The 18,908-nt window shown below is 64.1% G+C and carries 17 protein-coding genes; 4 read left to right on the plus strand and 13 right to left on the minus strand.

What is annotated here, in order from left to right; genetic code table 11:
* Positions 1–50 precede the first annotated feature (50 nt).
* On the plus strand, positions 51–329 hold the full coding sequence (locus BLT42_RS13930; protein ID WP_233342520.1) for a transposase: 279 nt from the start codon (positions 51–53) through the stop codon (positions 327–329).
* On the opposite strand, the gene queG is transcribed toward BLT42_RS13930, so the two are convergent.
* From queG to BLT42_RS13950, 4 genes are read right to left on the minus strand one after another with little or no spacing between them, the layout of a single operon-like run.
* Positions 326–1,450, minus strand: coding sequence for a tRNA epoxyqueuosine(34) reductase QueG (queG, locus tag BLT42_RS13935; RefSeq protein ID WP_091771782.1), 1,125 nt, complete (start codon positions 1,448–1,450; stop codon positions 326–328). The genes BLT42_RS13930 and queG overlap by 4 nt on opposite strands.
* A gap of 11 nt (positions 1,451–1,461) precedes the next feature.
* Complete coding sequence (gene fzlA / locus BLT42_RS13940; protein ID WP_091771783.1) at positions 1,462–2,139, minus strand: FtsZ-binding protein FzlA; 678 nt, start codon at positions 2,137–2,139, stop codon at positions 1,462–1,464.
* Between the two features lie 31 nt (positions 2,140–2,170).
* Positions 2,171–3,148: a cation diffusion facilitator family transporter gene (locus BLT42_RS13945; protein WP_091771784.1), complete on the minus strand. Its 978-nt coding sequence runs from the start codon at positions 3,146–3,148 to the stop codon at positions 2,171–2,173.
* Between the two features lie 46 nt (positions 3,149–3,194).
* Positions 3,195–4,136 (minus strand): nucleoside hydrolase, encoded by a 942-nt coding sequence (locus tag BLT42_RS13950; RefSeq protein ID WP_091771785.1) that lies wholly within the window; start codon positions 4,134–4,136, stop codon positions 3,195–3,197.
* A gap of 99 nt (positions 4,137–4,235) precedes the next feature.
* On the opposite strand from BLT42_RS13950, the gene BLT42_RS13955 reads away from it, so the two are divergent.
* Positions 4,236–5,039, plus strand: a complete 804-nt coding sequence (locus BLT42_RS13955) for an undecaprenyl-diphosphate phosphatase (protein WP_091771812.1) — start codon at positions 4,236–4,238, stop codon at positions 5,037–5,039.
* A gap of 223 nt (positions 5,040–5,262) precedes the next feature.
* Here BLT42_RS13955 and leuB read toward each other — a convergent pair whose 3' ends face one another.
* The 9 genes from leuB to ilvD are packed head-to-tail and all read right to left on the minus strand — an operon-like array spanning position 5,263 to position 15,649.
* Positions 5,263–6,333, minus strand: coding sequence for a 3-isopropylmalate dehydrogenase (gene leuB, locus BLT42_RS13960; RefSeq protein ID WP_091771786.1), 1,071 nt, complete (start codon positions 6,331–6,333; stop codon positions 5,263–5,265).
* On the minus strand, positions 6,330–6,917 hold the full coding sequence (leuD, locus tag BLT42_RS13965) for a 3-isopropylmalate dehydratase small subunit (RefSeq protein WP_091771787.1): 588 nt from the start codon (positions 6,915–6,917) through the stop codon (positions 6,330–6,332). Before leuD ends, leuB begins: the two co-directional genes overlap by 4 nt.
* Positions 6,910–8,337: a 3-isopropylmalate dehydratase large subunit gene (gene leuC, locus BLT42_RS13970; protein WP_091771788.1), complete on the minus strand. Its 1,428-nt coding sequence runs from the start codon at positions 8,335–8,337 to the stop codon at positions 6,910–6,912. Before leuC ends, leuD begins: the two co-directional genes overlap by 8 nt.
* Entirely contained in the window at positions 8,327–9,283 is a 957-nt protein-coding gene (locus tag BLT42_RS13975; protein ID WP_091771789.1) for a branched-chain amino acid transaminase, read from the minus strand. Before BLT42_RS13975 ends, leuC begins: the two co-directional genes overlap by 11 nt.
* 14 nt (positions 9,284–9,297) lie before the next feature.
* Positions 9,298–10,884, minus strand: coding sequence for a 2-isopropylmalate synthase (locus BLT42_RS13980; protein WP_091771790.1), 1,587 nt, complete (start codon positions 10,882–10,884; stop codon positions 9,298–9,300).
* Positions 10,866–11,183: an ACT domain-containing protein gene (locus BLT42_RS13985; RefSeq protein WP_091771791.1), complete on the minus strand. Its 318-nt coding sequence runs from the start codon at positions 11,181–11,183 to the stop codon at positions 10,866–10,868. Before BLT42_RS13985 ends, BLT42_RS13980 begins: the two co-directional genes overlap by 19 nt.
* Before the next feature lie 2 nt (positions 11,184–11,185).
* The gene (ilvG, locus tag BLT42_RS13990; RefSeq protein ID WP_091771792.1) at positions 11,186–12,886 is read right to left on the minus strand and encodes an acetolactate synthase 2 catalytic subunit; all 1,701 of its coding nucleotides are present in this window, start codon (positions 12,884–12,886) and stop codon (positions 11,186–11,188) included.
* A 28-nt stretch (positions 12,887–12,914) separates the two neighbouring features.
* On the minus strand, positions 12,915–13,934 hold the full coding sequence (gene ilvC / locus BLT42_RS13995; RefSeq protein ID WP_176780376.1) for a ketol-acid reductoisomerase: 1,020 nt from the start codon (positions 13,932–13,934) through the stop codon (positions 12,915–12,917).
* On the minus strand, positions 13,931–15,649 hold the full coding sequence (gene ilvD / locus BLT42_RS14000) for a dihydroxy-acid dehydratase (protein ID WP_091771794.1): 1,719 nt from the start codon (positions 15,647–15,649) through the stop codon (positions 13,931–13,933). Before ilvD ends, ilvC begins: the two co-directional genes overlap by 4 nt.
* A 934-nt stretch (positions 15,650–16,583) precedes the next feature.
* Here ilvD and BLT42_RS14005 point away from each other — a divergent pair.
* Positions 16,584–17,933 (plus strand): ammonium transporter family protein, encoded by a 1,350-nt coding sequence (locus BLT42_RS14005; RefSeq protein WP_091771813.1) that lies wholly within the window; start codon positions 16,584–16,586, stop codon positions 17,931–17,933.
* Between the two features lie 235 nt (positions 17,934–18,168).
* Positions 18,169–18,861: a TorF family putative porin gene (locus tag BLT42_RS14010; protein WP_091771795.1), complete on the plus strand. Its 693-nt coding sequence runs from the start codon at positions 18,169–18,171 to the stop codon at positions 18,859–18,861.
* Positions 18,862–18,908: the final 47 nt, after the last annotated feature.

The following is an 18,908-nucleotide window of genomic DNA, read 5'->3' on the forward strand; positions in this document are numbered from 1 at the left end:
CGGACAAAACGATTGCGCCCCAACTCCTCGGTGCCTTGCCGCCCGGATGTGTGATCGCCGACCGAGGTTATGACAGCATGGCGCTCGTGAATTTTGTCCGGGACCGCGGCGGCGAGGCGCATATCCCCACCCAGAGCCGGGTTCGCATCCAGCGCAGCGTCCCTCCGAGCCTTTACCGTCAGCGCAATCTGGTCGAGCGCTTCTTCTGCAAACTCAAACAGTTCCGCCGCATCGCCACACGCTTCGAAAAACACGCCGACAATTTCATGGCCGCCCTCGCGCTCGCCTCAGCCCGAATTTGGATGCGCGCTATGGAGTCCACGCCCTAGCCGGCCGCGTCCGCCGCCAGCACGCTGCGCCATTCGGAAAGTACACCGGCATCCGCCTCATCCCCCGAACCGGCCATGGCGAGCGCATGCGCCTCTTGCGGTGCCAGTTGCGACAGGGCCCAGATGGCAGCGCCGCGCACCATGGCGTCTTCGTCCTGGACGTTGGCGCGCACAGCGGGCAGCAGGGTCAGATCCTGCGAATTGCCGATCGCGATCATCACATTGCGCACGAAGCGGCCCCGGCCGATCCGCTTTACCGGCGAAGCGGTGAAGACCTGGCGGAAGCTCTCATCATCCAGCGCGGCGAGCTCGCTCAGCAGCGGCCCCTTGAGTTCCGGACGCGGATGGAAGGCCATCTCCGCCGTCACCGCGGCGAACTTGTTCCACGGGCAAACGGCGAGACAATCATCGCAGCCATAGATCCGATTACCCATCGCGGCGCGAAACTCGAGCGGGATCGGGCCCTTATGTTCGATCGTCAGATAGGAGATGCAGCGCCGCGCATCGAGTTTATAGGGGCCGGGGAAAGCCTTGGTCGGGCAGATATCGAGACAGGACGTGCATGAGCCGCAATGATCGGTTTCCGGCGCATCGGGCTCCAGCTCGGCCGCCGTCAGCATGACGCCGAGAAACAGCCAGGAGCCGTGTTCCCGGCTGACCAGATTGGTGTGCTTGCCCTGCCAGCCCATACCGGACTTGGCCGCGAGCGGTTTCTCCATCAGCGGCGCGGTGTCGACGAAAACCTTCACCTCGGCACCGGTCTTGTCCACGAAGGCGCGGGCGAAATGCTTCAGCCGCTTCTTCATCAGGTCGTGATAATCGGTGTTTCTCGCATAGACCGAGATCACGCCCTCGGACTTGCGCTCCAGCGCCGCGAGCGGGTCGATATCAGGTCCGTAATTGAGCCCGACCACCACGGCCGATTTCGCGTCTGGCCACATCGCGGTCGGATGCTGGCGCCGCGCCAGCGTATCCTCCATCCAGGCCATTGAGCCATGCTGCCCCTGCGCCACGAACTCCGCCAGCCGCTCGCCGGCGGTCCAGGCATCATCAGCCCGGCAGATGCGCGCTTCGGTGAAGCCCGAGGCGAGGGCGAGGGATTTGACGGTGTCGGCGTCCATGATTGGCTCGCTTAGAAATCCAGATCCGCATAATGCTCCGAAGGCTGGGTGCCGGGAAGCTTGTCGGTAAGCAGGCCGCGGAAGGCGGGGCGGCATTTGACGCGCAGATACCATTGCTTGACCGGCTCGAACTCGTCCCAGGGGACATCGCCGAGATAATCGACGCAGGACAGGTGCGCCGCCGCGGCGATATCAGCCAGCGTGTAGCGCGGGCCGGCGAGGCCATCGCGGCTCTCCAGCAGCCAGGCCATGTGGTCGAGATGCCAGCGCAAATGCTCGCGGCCCTGGCGGATGGCGGCCGGGTCGGGCGAGCCGAGGCCCTGGACGCGTTTTTCCAGTTTTTCGTGCAGGAGATAGGCATTCACCTCGCCGTCGAACTTGCGGTCGAACCAGTCCATCAGGCGGCGCGCTTCGGCGCGGTCGGCTGGCCCGCCGGGCAGGAGGCAGGGGCTCGGCGAGGTCTCCTCGAGATATTCCAGGATCGCGCGGGTTTCGATGATGACGCGGCGGCCGCCGCCGGATTCGTCCACCAGGACAGGCGTGGTGCCGGCCGGGTTGAGCGATTGCAGATGGTCGGCATGCTCCCACGGCGTCTCGAGCTGAAGCTGGTGCTTCAGGGATTTCTCGTCGAGGGCCACACGGACCTGGCGCGAGAAGGGATCGAGGGGCCAGAAATGGAGAACGCGCATGGCGTCAGGTTAATCCGGTTTCACTTAACGACTAATGTTCATGATTGGGTGCAAGCCCGGCGCGGAAGAAAGCGGTGCCGTGCGGCTCGGCGGCTCCGTGCGGGTCGGCATGGATCATGATGTCAGCGGCCGGGTAGACCGCCATCAGGCGCCGCTCGCACTCGACCTCGATTTCGTGCGCCTCGCGCAGGCTGAGATCGGCGGGCAGGCCGAGATGGAACTGGATGTGCACCAGGGGCCCCGAAGCCCGCGTGCGCAATTGATGCAGGTCGATAATGCGCGGATCCTCGCCGAGCGCGATCTGGCGGATGCGCTCACGCTCCTCATCGGGCAATTCGCGGTCCATCAACTGATCGAGCGCACCCTTGGCGACGCCCCAGGCGGTGATGCCGAGCCAGAGGGCAACGCCGAGCGCCACAGCCGCGTCGAGCCAGAGCCAGCCGAGATAGACCGAGCCGGCAATACCGGCCATGACGGCCAGATTGGCGCCGAGATCGGAATAGTAATGCGCCCGGTCGCCCTCGACCGCGATCGAGCCGGTCTGCTCCACCGCCCGCGTCTGGATGATGACCAGGCCGATGGTCAGAACGATCGACAGGACCATGACAGCCAGCGCCCAGCCACTGGCCTCGATCTGCACGGGCTCGAATACGTGTTGAATGCCCTCGCGGAACAGCAACGCGGCCGAGGCCGCCACGAAAATTGCCTGCATCACGCCGGCAAAAGCCTCCGCCTTGCCGTGCCCGTAACGGTGTTCGGCATCGGCTGGTTCGGCGGCATAGCGCACGGCGAACAGGACGGTCAGCGAGGCGGTCAGATCCAGCGCGCTATCGGCCAGTGAGGCGAGCAGGGCGACCGAGCCGGACAGATACCAGACCACTGCCTTGGTCACGACCAGCACCACGGCGACGGCCACGGAGGCCGAGGTCGCCAGACCGGTGACGCGGCGCGCCTCGGCTGGTGCCAGGCGGCCGGGACCGCCGGAATCGTGGGAAAGATCGTGGGGCATGATGTAAAACCTCTCAGCCAGCTTTATGGCGCACTGACAAGGCGCGTCAATGCGGCGCGGGCGCGCAAATACACGCCTCGATCCAGTCCAGCGCCGCGCGCTGATCGACCCTGGTCGCGATTTGTACGGACCGGCCCTGGCCGCTTTCGCGCAACAGGCCGGGAAAGCTGGCATCATCAGACAATTCCAGCGCCAGGGTCTGGAAGCGGAACATGCCGGGCGCGGCCACTGCCGCGATGGCGAGCGTATCATGCGGGTAGCAGCCATCAATGCCGTCACTGGCGCGGTAGCGGTCCATATAATGGTTGTGCGCCCGTTGCAGGAAATGCGTCAGCGGTGACCCCGAACGCTCGGCTATCACGGCCAGACGCGCCCGGCGCAATACGACCTGGCGGCAAGTGTCGAGGGGAATCACGGTCAGGCGCGGCGCGGCCGCCAGCACACCACGCACCGCTTCCAGGTCTGAGCCAAAATTGAACTCCACCGTGCCGCGCCGCGAGCGCGGAATGCTCAAGGCGCCGCCCATACAGACGATCTGGCCGAGCCCGGCAAAGGCGTCGGGCTCCCGGCGCAGCGCGATAGCGAGATTGGTCAGCGGACCGAGGCAGACCAGCGCGCCGTCCGCACCGGTCCTGCGGGCAAAGCCGGCGATATGCCGGGCGCAGATCTCCGGCCCGTCCTCATGCACATGGCCGATTTCATAGCCCAGTACATGGCCGGAACTGGCACCGCCCAGCCCGTCCTCGCCATGGATGATGCGGGCATCGCGCCAGTGTCCGGTCAGGGGAGCAGTCGCCCCGACGCTGATGCCGACATGTGGCGGCTCGAAGAAGGATTGCACCAGCGCCGCATTGCGGGCCGCCTTGCGCGGCGCAACATTGCCGAACACGGTCGAGATCCCGGCCAGTTCAAGGCGCGGCGCGGCGAACGCACAGGCCAGCGCCAGCGCATCATCGATGCCGCCATCCGTGTCGATCCAGACCTTCATGCTGCCACCCCCACCCGCGCCGGACGGACGCGTGACAATCCACTGGCCAAGTTACCGCAAGTGATCGAATATGCCGCCCAATCCAGCAAAACGGCCCTCATGACCCTGATCCACCTCGTCGTCCTCGCCCTGATTCAGGGTATCACCGAATTCCTGCCGATCAGCTCCTCGGCGCACCTGATCCTGACGCCCACCTTGCTGGGCGAAGCCGATCAGGGGCCGCTGATCGATGTCATGGCGCATGCCGGCACCTTGTTGGCCGTGCTGGTCTATTTCTGGCGCGACATCCGCGATGTCGCGATCGGCAAATTTGCCCTGCTCACCGGCCGGGTCACGCCGGGAGGGCGTCTGGCTCTGCTGGTCGCGGCCTCGCTGCCGCCGGTGCTGATTTTCGGCGGCGCGCTGTTCGCCTTCGATCTGATCGACGCGCTGCGCTCGCCAATGGTGATCGCGATCTCGACCCTGGTCTTTGCCCTGCCGCTCTGGCTGGCTGACCGCTATGGCCGCAGCGTCAAATCGATCGAGACCATGAGTTTCAGGGATGCCGCCCTGATCGGTCTGGCCCAAGCGATCGCCCTGATCCCCGGCGCCTCGCGCTCCGGCGTCACAATGACTGCCGGCCGCGCCCTCGGCCTTGGCCGCAGCGAGAGCGCCCGCTTCTCCATGCTGATGTCAATCCCGGTCATCGTCGCCTTTGCTATCGTCTCCGTCATCCGCCTGATGGCCGAAACTGAAGCCACCACACAGCTCAATGACGGCCTCATCGTCGCCGCCCTGTCCTTCATCTCGGCGCTGGGCGCGATCGCTGTCCTGATGCGCCTCGTCGACCGTATCGGCTTCCTGCCCTTCGTGCTCTATCGCGTCGCGCTGGGGGTTGGCTTGCTGGTCTGGCTGGCGATGTAGCGGCAAAGATGGCGCGGATGACGGGGGGCACGCCCCTTTATCCCCGACCCGCCGGACCCATGCGACAATCCCCAGGCTCTTTGAACCCGTGAACCCCCCACCCCGCCTCCGGCCACGCGCCGGCCCAGACATTTGCCCGCCACTGTGAGCCGGTCATAATAGTCGTCGTAGTAGCAGTCGAATTTCCCGATTTCCGGGAAAAGTCCCGGATGTCCCGCCGCCGCTAACCCGCCGCCATCGCCGGTTGGCGCTCGAGATGCTGGATCAGGCGGATGCCGGCCTCCGAACAGGTCAGCGTGCCGCCGAGATCGCCGGTCCAGTCGCCGGCTTCGTGCATCGCGCCGACGGCCGCTCGCAGGCGGGCTGCGGCTTCGGTTTCGCCCAGTCCGGCCTCGAATAATTGCGCCACGCTCTCAATCGCGCCAAACGGGTTGGCCTCGTCCTGGCCGGCGATATCGGGCGCCGAGCCATGGATCGGCTCGAACACACCGGGGCGCGTGTCACCGAGCGAGGCCGAGCCGAGCAGGCCGATCGAGCCGGGCAGCATGGAGGCCTCGTCGGACAGGATATCGCCGAACATATTCTCCGTCAGCACGACATCGAATGAGGCCGGGTCGCGCAGCAAATGCATCGCCGCGGCGTCGACATACATGTGGCCGAGCTCGATATCGGGATAGGTTCTGGCGCCCATCTCGGAGACGACGCGCCGCCACAGACGGCTGGTTTCCAGCACATTGGCCTTGTCGACCGACATCAGCTTGCCTCGTCGCAAACGCGCCTGCTGAAAGGCGATATGCGCGACGCGTTCAATCTCGGCGCGGCTGTATGCGCACTCATCGCTGGCATAATCCTCGCGCTTCTGCCGGGCGCCGAAATAAATCCCGCCCGTCAGCTCGCGCACGATCAGCATGTCGACACCGGCGACCAGTTCGGCCCGCAAAGGGGACTTGCCGGCCAGCGCCGGATGCACGCTGACAGGGCGAAGATTGGAATAGACCTGCAAGGCCTTGCGCAAGCCCAGGAGGCCGGCTTCGGGGCGTGAGGCGGCCTTGTCCCATTTCGGCCCGCCCACGGCGCCGAGGAAGATGGCATCGCTGGCCTGGCAGGCTCTCAGCGTTTCAGCGGTCAGCGGCTCGCCAAACCGGTCGATCGAGGCACCGCCAAAAGCGTGCTCGGAGAATTTGAGGGCAAAGCCGGACAGGGCCGCCACGCTTTCCATTGCCGCACGGGCAACGGCGGTGACTTCCGGTCCGATCCCGTCGCCGGGCAGGAGGACGATTGAATAGGTTCTCATGCGCTGCAGGCCTCGTAAGCTGTGATGTCGTCGCTGTGCGAGAGCAGGAATCCGAGCGGATCCGTGCCCTCGATCAGGCAATGCTTGGCGAAGGGTTCGATCTCGAAATGAAAGCCGGGGCCATTGCCCAGATCGACATATTGCCGTTCCAGATCGATCTTCACTTCCACCCCCTCATGCTCGAGCAGCCAGGCATGGGAATGAGGCGGGGCGAGGATGGGGACGATATTATTCTTCGCCGCATTGGAGCGGAAGATATCGGCAATTTCGCTGGAGATGACGGCGCGAACGCCGAAATCATGCAGTGCCCAGGGCGCATGTTCACGCGAGGAGCCGCACCCGAAATTGCGCCCGGCCACGAGGATGGCGAATTCGCCGGTATCGAGCGTATTGAGGGCGCAATCATCGCGCGCCTTGCCGTCCTCGTCATAGCGCCAGTCATGGAAGGCCAGCTTGCCGAGGCCATCCTGTGTCGTGGTCGTCAGGAAACGCGCCGGGATGATCTGGTCGGTATCGATATCCTCCTGCGGCAACAGGAAGGTGCGGCTGTGCAGATGGGCCAGGCTGGCCGGATTGTCAGACATGGGCGGGCTCCATCAGGCTGCGTGGATCGGTGATGAGACCGGTCACCGCTGCCGCCGCGGCGGTCGCCGGGCTGGCCAGCACGGTGCGTGCGCCGGGACCCTGGCGGCCTTCGAAATTGCGGTTGGAAGTCGAGACCACCAGCTCGCCGGCCTCGCCACGATCGCCATTCATGGCGATACACATGGAGCAGCCCGGCTGACGCCATTGCGCGCCGGCGGCGACGAAAATCTGGTCGAGCCCTTCGGCCTCCGCTTGCTGGCGCACCTGGACCGAACCGGGAACAACAAGCGCCCTGACACCGGGAGCGACCTGGCGTCCACGCATGATTTCGGCCGCCTGGCGCAGATCGGTGATGCGCGAATTGGTGCACGAGCCGATGAAGACCTGATTGACCTTGGTGCCGGCAATCGGCTGTCCGGCCTCGAACTGCATATAGTCGAGCGCTTTCTGGTGCGAGGCCGAGCGGGCATCGGGCACGTGGCCGCCAATCGAAATCCCGGTATCGGGCGCCGTGCCCCAGGTGACCATCGGGGCGATCTCGCTGGCATCCATCTCGATCTCGCGATCAAAACGGGCACCGGGATCGCTGGCGAGCTGTGACCAGCGTGTCACCGCCTCGTCCCAGGCGGCGCCCTTGGGGGCGAGCTTGCGGCCTTTCAGCCAGGCAAAGGTTGTTTCGTCCGGCGCGATCATGCCGGCGCGGGCACCGGCCTCGATCGACATGTTGCAGACCGTCATCCGGCCTTCCATGTCGAGCGCCTCGATCGCCTCGCCGGCATATTCGATCACGCTCCCCGTGCCGCCATCAATGCCGAGGCGGGCAATGATCGCCAGCACGATATCCTTGGCCGATACGCCGCGGCCGGGGCGGCCATTGACGGTGACGCGCAGGGATTTCGGCTTGCGCTGCAACAGGCACTGGCTGGCCAGAACATGGCCGACCTCGGTCGTACCAATGCCGAAAGCGAGCGCTCCGAAGGCGCCATGAGTGGCGGTATGGCTGTCGCCGCACACCACGGTCATGCCCGGCTGGGTCGCGCCGAGCTCCGGGCCCATTACATGGACAACACCGCGATATTCGCTGCCCCAGCCATGCAGCGGGATGGAATTGGAGGCCGCATTGACTTCGAGCCTCTCGACCTGCAGCTGCGCCGCCCTGGTGGCATAGGGCGGCGCCTCGCCGGCCTTGAAGTCCAGCGTTGGCGTCGAGTGATCGATCGTCGCCAGGGTGCGGTCCGGACGGCGCACCTTGAGGCCCCGCGCCGCCAGCGCCGAGAAGGCCTGGGGCGAGGTGACCTCGTGGATCAGGTGCAGGTCGATATAAAGCACGCCGGGAGTTTCGGCGGTTTCCGCCTTGACCTGGTGGGCATCCCAGACCTTGTCGAACAGGGAACGCGGCGTGCTGTCGTCAGGCGACATGCTGGACCTCCATGCCATTGCCATGGGCCGGGTGCAGCCAGCCATGACGATCCGGGGTTTCGCCCGAGAACAGGCCGAAGAAGCGTTTCTGCATCAGCTCGGCAATCGGGCCGCGGCCCTCGCAGCGCACGATATGACCATCGACCGAGCGCACCGGCGTGATTTCCGCAGCCGTGCCGGTGAAGAAGATCTCGTCGGCGACATAGAGGCTTTCGCGCGACAGGGTCTGTTCTCGCACATCATAGCCTTCCGCCTCGGCCAGCTTGATCACCGCATCGCGCGTCAGGCCCGACAGGATGGAGGCCGAGGTCGGCGGCGTGCGGATGATACCATCGGAGACGACGAAGATATTCTCGCCGGCGCCTTCGGAGACCAGGCCATTGACGTCCAGCCCAATGCCTTCATCAAAGCCGCGCGAATGCGCTTCATGGCTGATCAACACCGAAGACAGGTAATTGCCGCCAGCCTTGGCGCCGGTCGGGATGGTGTTCGGCGCCGGGCGGTTCCAGCTGGAAATGCAGCAATTGACGCCCTGGGTCAGGGCCTCCTCGCCGAGATAGGCACCCCAGGGGAAGGCCGCGATGCAGACTTCGATTTTGGTGTCCTTGCCCGGCAGAACGCCGATCCCGCCATATCCGAAGAAGGCCACGGGGCGGATATAGGCGTCCTTCAGCCGGTTGCATCGGATGACCTGCTTGCAGGCTTCCTCCAGCTCGGCCTCGGTATAGGGCAGCGGCATGTGATAGACGCGCGCGGAATCAAACAGCCGCCGCACATGTTCCTTCAGCCGGAAGATCTGTGGTCCGTTCGGCGTGTCGTAACAGCGAATGCCCTCGAAAACGGAGGTGCCGTAATGCAGGGCATGGCTGAGCACATGCGTCTGGGCATCGTGCCAGTCGACCAGCTCGCCATTGCGCCAGATGAAATCGGTTTCCTGAATTGCCATGATATTTCTCCTGGTCAGACGGCGATTGCCGGTTGGGGGTGAGCTTCGCCGGTCGTGTCAAAGGCTTGACCCCGGTCGAGCGTAAACAAGAAGGCATCGATTGCTGCGGTGACGACATCCGGGCCGCGGGCACGACCGGAGACGTGTTTGCCGTTGAGATCGAGCCGGATTTCGGCAACGAAATCGCGGCCGGCCGGCGAATTCACCAGCCGCGTTTCCAGGCCGATGACTGTGGCGGTCGTGCCGGTAATGCGCTGAACGGCGGCAAAGGCCGAGGCCATTGGCCCGTCGCCGGACGCAATGTCGGAGACGCGGCCGCGTTCGGGATGCTCCAGCTCCACGCGGGCGAATTGCTGCGGTTTCGGCCCCGTCGTCGTGCGCAATTCGGTGCGCAACACCGTCCATTGGCAACCGCTTTGGGAGCGTTGCTCCATCAACGCCACCAGATCGGCATCGGTCGCTTCGCCATGTTCATCGGCATAGGCCTTGAAGGCGATGAAGGTGGTGTTGAGCGTGTCCGGATCGGGCTGATAACCCAGTTGTGACAGGCGTTGGGTCAGGGCGTGCTTGCCTGAATGCTTGCCCAGTACCAGGGCGCTGCCCGGCGAGCCAACGCTCTCCGGTGTCATGATTTCATAGGTGCGCCGGTCCGACAGCATGCCGTGCTGGTGAATGCCGGCCTCATGGGAAAAGGCGTTCTTGCCGACAATCGCCTTGTTCGGTGACAGGGCCGCACCCGTCACCCGGGTCAGTTTCTGGCTCGCTGGCCACAGACCGGTCGTGTCCAGATGCGTGTCGACACCAAAGATATCGGCGCGCACCCTGAGCGCCATCACGACTTCCTCCAGCGAGCAATTGCCGGCGCGTTCGCCGATGCCATTGATTGAGCACTCGATCTGACGCGCCCCACCCTGGACGGCGGCGAGGCTGTTGGCGACGGCCAGGCCGAGATCGTTGTGGCAATGGGCCGAGAAAATCACATGCTCGGGCCGCACGACTTTTTGGGCCAGGCTGGCAAACAGGGCCCGGATCTCGCCGGGTTCACTGACGCCGACCGTGTCGGGCACATTGAGAACATCGGCGCCGAATGAGGCGGCGCAGCTCATGGCCTCAATCAGGAAGTCAGGCTCGGTGCGCAGCGCATCCTCGGCGGAAAATTCAATCTCGTCGAAACGGCCGCGCGCATGCACCAACGCTTTCTCGATCGCGCGCAGGACTTCCAGCCGGGACATTTTCAGCTTGGCTTCGCGGTGGATCGGGCTGGTGGCGAGGAAGACGTGCAGGCGTTTGCGCCGGGCCGGCTCCAGGGCCCGCGCGGCTGCATCGACATCAGCCTCACCGGCCCGGGCCAGCGAACAAATGGTTGGCCCGGTGATTTCCGAGGCGATCAGGCGGATGGCTTCGCTATCACCCGGCGACGCAGCGGCAAAACCGGCCTCGATCGTGTCGACGCGGACGCGCTCCAACATGCGGGCGACCTCGAGTTTCTCCGAGGGCGACATCGAAAAACCGGGGGCCTGTTCGCCATCGCGCAGCGTGGTGTCGAAGATATGGACACGATCCTGCGCCTTGGGCGCGCGCATCAGGGTTGGCTTGGACATTCTGCCCTCCATTCGCTTGCAGTGGCAGGTGCCAGGCCGGCAGCAAAGTCCAGGGCTTCGGCGGCGGGGGTGCGGGAAACAGCGTGCACATCGAACAGGCGTTCGATCTGCCGCGTCAGCACATCGATCTGGCGTGCACCGCCGCGGGCGTCGACATCGACCGTGACCCGCGCGCTGCCATTACTCGGTGCTGACATCGCCATGGAGGAAATGACGAAGCCACGGCGCTCGATCAGTCCGATAAGCCGCACGAGCGCACCTTCGGTTTCGAAAATTTCGATGTTCAGCGTGTTGCTCATGGTCAATTCTCCATCATGTCAGCATTGGATGCGCCGGGCGGCACGAGCGGCCAGACGTTTTCGCGGGGATCGATCAGGACATGCGCCAGGATCGGGCCGCGTGACCGCAACAGGCGGTCGATGGCGCCGGGCACTTCATCGCGCGAATGCACGGTGAAGGATTCAACGCCGAAAGCGCGGGCGACTTCGGCGAAGTCAGGATTGTCGTAGAGGTCAATCTCGGAGAAATTCTGCTCGAAGAAATACTCCTGCCACTGCCGGACCAGACCCAGCGTGCCATTGTCGAGCAGCAGGATCCTGATCGGCACGCCATAGCGGCGTGCCGTCGCCAATTCCTGGATATTCATCATGATCGAGCCATCGCCGGTAATGGTGACGACCTTCATGTCGGGCCGTTCCATTGCCGCGCCGATCCCGGCCGGCAGGCCATAGCCCATCGCGCCCAGTCCGGCGCTGGTCAGATGGCTGGAAGGCTGTGCGAAGCGGCAATGCTGCGCCACCCACATCTGGTGCTGGCCGACATCACAGGCGGCGATGAATTTATCGCCGGCGGCTTCGGATAATTGCTTCAACAGGGCCGGTGCGAAAATGCCCGAGCCAGGGGCGTCGTAATCGAAGGCGAAGGCGGTCAGCCGGGCCGCACAGGTCTGGCGCCAGTCCTCGATAGCCAGATAGCCCGGATCGAGACGCGTCAAAGCATCGGCGATATCGCAATTCATGGCGACATCGGCCCAGCGCAACTTGCCGATCTCCGCCGGATCGCCATCGATATGGATAATGCGGGCATCGGGCGCGAACGTGTCCGGCTTGCCGGTGGCGCGGTCGTCAAAACGGGCGCCGACGCAGACCAGGAGATCGCTCTCATTGACCGCCATATTGGCCGTCCGCGTGCCGTGCATCCCGAGCATGCCAAGGAAGTTCAGCGCATCGGGGTGAGGTGTGCCCAGTCCTTTCAAGGTGGCGACGGCGGGAATGCCGGTGCGGGCCATGAAATCGCGCAGGGGCTCGATTGCTCCGCCCAGTCCGACGCCGCCGCCGATATACAGGACCGGACGTCGGGCCTGGGCCAGCAAAACCGTTGCCGCGTCCAGTAAGGGGGTGGAGGCAAGCAACGGCTTTGCTGCAGGGCGAGGCGCGCCGGGGGAAGGCGGAAATGCCTCGGCCTGTAACACATCCTTGGGCAAGTCGATCAGCACCGGGCCGGGGCGGCCTTCTTCGGCGATCCGGAAGGCTTCCTCGATCAATTCGGGGATACGGTTGGCGTCCCGGATGATGATGGAATGCTTCACCACCGGCAGCGTCATGCCGAAGACATCGACTTCCTGGAAGGCGTCCGTACCCATCAGGCCGGAGGGAACCTGACCGGTCAGAATGACCATCGGAACGGAGTCCATATAGGCATTGGCGATGCCGGTCAGCAGATTGGTCGCGCCTGGCCCTGACGTGGCGAGGCAGACGCCGGCCTTGCCGGTGATGCGGGCCTGGGCGTCAGCGGCAAAGGCCGCCGCCTGTTCATGGCGGACCAGAACATGCTGCAGGCTTGAGCCTGTCAACGCGTCGTAGACGGGCATGATCGCACCACCCGGATAACCGAAAATCCGGGTCACACCGAGTTTTTCCAGTGTCCGCACCACCAGGTGCGCACCGGTATTACGGGTGCGTTCCTGGGCGGTGGTTTCGGTCTTTGGCAGGGTCGACAGCATAGTCATTTTCAGGTCCAGACAGGGGTGTTCAGGTGTTGGAGCCGGCTTGCAGCCACGGCATTTCCGAGCGCAGCGCGGCCCCGGTTTTTTCGATCGGATGTTCGAGATCCTTGCGCAGCAGGGCGTTGTATTGCGGCTTGCCGGCCTGGTTCTCCATGATCCAGTCGCGGGCGAAGGTGCCGTCCTGGATGTCGGTGAGAACCTCTTTCATTCGCGCCTTGGTCTCGGCATTGATGACGCGAGGGCCCGAGCGCAGATCGCCATAGATCGCGGTCTCCGAGATGAATTCATGCATCTTGGCGAGCCCGCCCTCATAGAGGAGGTCAACGATCAGCTTGAGCTCGTGCATGCATTCGAAATAGGCGACTTCCGGCTGGTAGCCGGCCTCGGTCAGCGTCTCGTAACCGGCCAGAACCAGTTCAGTGGCGCCGCCGCACAACACGGCCTGTTCGCCGAACAGATCGGTCTCGGTCTCTTCGGCGAAGCTGGTCTCGATCACGCCGGCGGTGGAGCCGCCGATACAGGCGGTATAGCTCAGGGCGCGATCCCGCGCCTTGCCGGTGGCATCCTGATGGATGGCGAACAGGCAGGGCACGCCGCGGCCGCGTTCGAATTCGCGGCGCACCAGATCGCCCGGGCCCTTTGGTGCGACGAGGATAATGTCGACACCGTCGGGAGCCTGGATGCGGCCGTAATGCACGGTGAAGCCATGCGCGAACAGGACGGCATCGCCGGCACTGATATTCGGTGCGATTTCGTCGCGGAAGATCGCCTCATGCGTCATGTCGGGCGTCAGAATGGCGATCAGCGAGGCGGCCCTGGCGGCTTCGGCAATCGGTGCGGTGCGCAGGCCATCGGCCTTGGCGCGGATGTCGCCCTTGCCGCCGGGGCGGACGCCGACGATCACATCGCAACCGCTATCCTTCATGTTCAGCGCATGGGCACGGCCCTGGCTGCCATAGCCGATGACGGCGACAGGTCTGGACTTGAAGTCGGCCGTGTCGATCTCGAACGCCATGCGGCGGGTCGGTGTCTGAGGGGTGGTCATGCGCTTCTCTCCTGGGTGGTCTCGGACTGTTGCGAGGATGATGTGGTGGTGGGGTCAATCGTCACGGCTCCCTGGGAGGCCGATGAAACGAGGCGGGAATATTTGGTGAAGACGCTGCCCATCGGATTGGGCAGGGGCGGGGTCCAGTTCTGGCGGCGTGCGTCCAGATCGGCATCGCAATCAATGCGGCGGGCGGCGACGTCGATGCAGATGGTGTCGCCTTCACGGATCAGGCCGATGGCGCCGCCCTCGACGCTTTCCGGGCAGACATGGCCGATGACGAAGCCCTTGGATGCACCGGAAAAACGCCCGTCCGTGATCAGCGCGACATGTTCGCTCAGGCCCTGGCCAACCAGGGCGCCCGTGATGCCCAGCATTTCGCGCATCCCCGGGCCGCCGCGCGGCCCCTCATTGCGGATGATGATGACATCGCCGCGTTTGATACGGTTGTGCTCGACGGCGTCGAAAGCATCTTCCTCGCGTTCGAAAACGCGGGCCGGGCCCTCGAACCGGGTATGGGAGTGGCCGGACAGTTTCAGCACCGAGCCCTCGGTCGCCAGGTCGCCATAGAGGATGCGGAAGCCGCCATCGGGTTTGACCGGATCGGCGACGGTGCGAACGACGCGCTGTCCGGGCGATTCAACCGCGCTGGCGAATTCCTCGAACAAGGTCTTGCCGGTCACGGTCGGTGCGTCGCTCAGGCGGCCGCCTTCCATCAGGCGCTGGCCGAACAGGCGTGTGCCGCCCGCCAGGAAGAGGTGATGCGCCAGAAAGCGTCCGCCCGGCTTCAGATCCGTGATGACCGGCGCGGTGGCGGAAACCTCGTCGAATACATCGATCGAGAAGGGCACGCCGGCCTCTGCCGCGATGGCCGCCAGGTGCAGGATGGCATTGGTCGAGCCGCCGCTGGCGGAGGCCGCGATGGCGCCATTGCGCAGGGAGGTTTCGGTGATGAAGCTGCGTGGGCGTGTGTCCGATTTAACCAGATCGACAACCAGCCGGCCGCAGCGCGCGGCCGCTTCAGCCTTGTCGGGGTGGGGTGCGGGAATGTCATTGGCTCCCATCGGCGACAGGCCCATGATCGACAGGATCATCGCCATCGTATTGGCCGTGAACTGGCCGCCGCAGGCACCGGCGCCGGGGCAGGCGGATTTCTCGACTTCGGCCAGGCCGGCATCATCCAGCGACCCACAGGCATGGGCGCCGACCGCCTCGAAAACATCCTGGATCGACAAATCCTTGTCGCCCTGGCGGCCTGGCATGATCGTGCCGCCGTACAAGACACAGCCGGGGATATCCATCCGCGCCAGCGCCATTGCGGCGGCCGGGATGGTCTTGTCGCAGCCAACCAGCACGATCACCCCGTCCAGGGAATGACCGCGAACCGCCAGTTCTATGGAGTCGGCAATCACTTCGCGTGAGATCAGCGAGGCGCGCATGCCCTGCGTGCCCATGGAAATGCCGTCGGAAACGACGATGGTGTTGAAGTCGACCGGCACACCGCCAGCCGCGCGGATCGCCTCGCGAACCGGTTCGGCCAGGTCGGCCAGATGCATATTGCAGGGCGTGACCGTGGTCCAGGTGTTGACCACCGCGATCATCGGCTTGTCGAAATCAGCGTCCGACATGCCGGTCGCGCGCAACATGGCGCGAGCCGGAGCGCGCGCGGCGCCGAGCGTGATGGTGTCTGAAGTCTTTGGTCGTTCGGTCGACATCGGAATTTCCCGTGTGACAAACACGAAAAACCCCGCTCCGGGTTCCGGGAGCGGGGTTTTTCATGTCTGCCGAGTTTGCGTTTGCTAACTGGCAGGCGCGGAAACCGCTCCCGTTATGGAGGTAAGAATAAGTACAAGTACGAGGAGGAGTGCGCTGACGAGCACCCGCGCGTCCGGCAGGACGGCGGCCGATGAGATCGGCTGATGGGTGATCTTGTTACGCATGACGCGGGCAGTTCCTGACTTGTGTTGCAGTGCAAGGTGGCGCGATGTTTCCGCTATGGCAAGCATAAATGTGCACAAAATGTGTGTTCGGCCTCAGCGCGGCGTTCAGCGCTGCAATAATTTGCCCTGATCGGAGGGGCGATGTTTTTTGGCGCCAGGGGCGCGAGGGTGCCAGATTCTGCCACAAAACCGGGCAAGCCTGCCCATTTTCGGGCGTCGGACACAGGCTGTCAGTGAAACCCGAGATTCAGGTTGACCTTCATTTGTGCAGCTGCAGCAATTTGACGGCGGCATCCTTTTTGTCGCGACTCTGTGGATTAAACTACTGGCGGCGGCCGACGCCAGTCTTTTCGAAGTTCGCAGAAGATAATTGCGCATTTGCGTCAAAAACTATCCGTAATCGGTGATTTTTTGACAAATTATGGCAAGTTGAAGAAAAATGTTGCGATGCAATATTTCCTGTTCTAGCCTGACGAGATCAAGAGGTGCACCAACGCACCCGACCACAGATCGCACACATGGGATCCGCCGCTGCCAACCGGCAGTGCGGATCATGGGTAGATGCCTGGCGAGCGCCAGGGCCGGGCCTGCAAGGGCCCAGGACGACCCGAGATCCAAGAGAAATTTTTGTTCTGCCATGGGGCAGGCCGGTCACCGGCGTGAATCCGTCACGCCGATCGGGAATTTCACACCTGGAAGGGGGATCGCCATGCGTGGCACCAAATTGAAATACGGAGCGATGGGAGCTATCGCCTGCGCCGCAATCGGCGCGGGTCTGGCCTTCACGGCACCGGCTGCGGCCGAGGTGAGTGAGGAGACCGCGTTTGTCTTCAACACGCTCCTTTTCCTGATCGGCGGCTTTCTCGTCATGCTGATGGCGGCCGGTTTCGCCATGCTTGAGGTCGGTTTCGTCCGTACCAAGCACGCCGCTGCAATCTGCCTCAAGAATATCGCGCTCTACGCCATTGCCGGGGTGATGTTCTACCTTGTCGGCTATCAGGTCATGTATGGCGGGGAGACCGCATTTTTCGGCATGCCGGCGGTCTGGGCCCCGTCTGAACTGACCGGTGACGCCGAAATCGATCTTTCAACCGGTTATGCCTCGGCCTCCGACTGGTTCTTCCAGATGGTCTTCGTTGCCACCACGGCCTCGATCGTCTCCGGCGCCGTCGCCGAACGCGTCAAGATCGGGCCATTCTTCCTGTTTGTCGTTGTGCTGACGGCGGCGATTTATCCGATTCAGGGCTCCTGGGAATGGGGCGGTGGCTGGCTTGATGCCGAGTTCGGCTTCTCCGACTTTGCCGGTTCGACGCTGGTTCACTCGACCGGTGGCTGGGCCGCCCTGGCTGGTGCGATCCTTCTCGGCGCACGCTCGGGACGGTTCGGACCCAATGCCAGCCCGATGCAGCCCTCTTCCCTGCCACTGGCAACCCTGGGCACATTCCTGCTCTGGTTCGGCTGGTTCGGGTTCAATGGGGCGTCCCAGCTCGCGCTTGGCTCGGCCGCCGACGCCGTCGCCATCAGCCAGGTCTTTGCCAACACCAATATGGCCGCCGCCGGTGGCGTCGTGACCGCCTATGTGCTCTCGCTCATCCTCGGTCGCGGCAAAGCCAATCTCGCCTATTGCCTCAATGGTGCGCTGGCCGGTCTGGTCTCGATCACGGCAGAGCCGCTCACGCCAACCATTATGGACGCCATCCTGATCGGTGCGGTCGGCGCGGTCATCGCCACCTTCGGTGCCAAATTGCTCGAACTGGTCCGGATCGACGATGTCGTCGGTGCCATCCCGGTGCATTTGTTCGCCGGCATCTGGGGCACGATGGCGGTGCCGCTGACCAATAGCGATGCGAGCTTTTACGGCCAGGCCGTCGGCGTCGGTGCCATCGGAGCCTTCGTCTTCACCGCCAGCTTCGCTGTCTGGTTGATCCTGAAAATGACTGTCGGAATCCGCCTCTCTCCGGATGAGGAGATTGTCGGTGGCGATCTGTCCGAACTTGGACATGCCGCAGGCAGCATTTTCGCATCGCCTGAGGGAAAGGATCCGGTCCCGGCACACTAACGGGGCGAGCGAGCGTGTCCGGCACCCTTGCGGTGCCGGCCGCGACTCGCGAACCCGGGACCGCCTCCGCCCAAACGCCCACCAGCAGACGCCTGCCGCTCAGGCGGTCCCGACCATCTGACGGGCCCGGCCTGAAATCGCCTCCGATCGCCCTGCGCGCACCGGAGACACCCCGATCGCGACCGCATCAGAGGCGGCCGCGAGCCAGTACAGAAACCCTTGAGGAGTAATTGTCATGAAAACCGCCAACGCAAAATTCGCCGGCCTGGCCCTCGCGGCCCTGTTGGGCACGGCTGCTGCCACCACCGCCTCGGCGCAAACGGTCGAGGGCAATGTCGCCCTGACGTCCGACTACATCTTCCGTGGTGTCACCCAGACCGATGGTGGCCCGGCCATTTCCGGCGGATTCGATGTCGCTGATGACAGCGGCCTCTATGCCGGTATCTGGGGCTCGAGTGTCGATTTCGGTGATGACACCACGATGGAGCTCGACCTCTATGGCGGCTATGCCACAACGCTCGGAAGCTGGGATATCGATGTCGGTGGGATCCTCTATGGTTATCCCGACAGTCCCAGTGCCGGTGGTGACCAGAATTTCTGGGAATTCTATGCCGGTGTCGGCCACACACTTGGTCCTGTGGCCTGGGATGCCAAACTGTCCTGGTCGCCGGATTTCTATCTCGAAAGCGGCCCGGCGGCTTATATCGAGACCGGACTGGCCTATGAATTTGCTGCCGGTGTGGCCCTTGATGCCCGCATCGGTGCCAGCCGGTTCGACGACATCCCCGCGGCGGACTACGAGGACTATCAGATCGGGATATCGGGCACGGCCTTCGATACGGTCAGCTGGGATGCGCGCTATCACGCCCTGTCTGACGATGGCGATGACAGCTTCGTCTTCACCATCTCCCAATCCTTCGGCGGCTAGCTGAAGGCGGCAGGACGGCCCGTTGCCTCCCCATCGGGTCGTCCTGT

Origin of the sequence: Maricaulis salignorans, from assembly GCF_900103475.1 — a bacterium.
GTDB lineage: Bacteria > Pseudomonadota > Alphaproteobacteria > Caulobacterales > Maricaulaceae > Maricaulis > Maricaulis salignorans.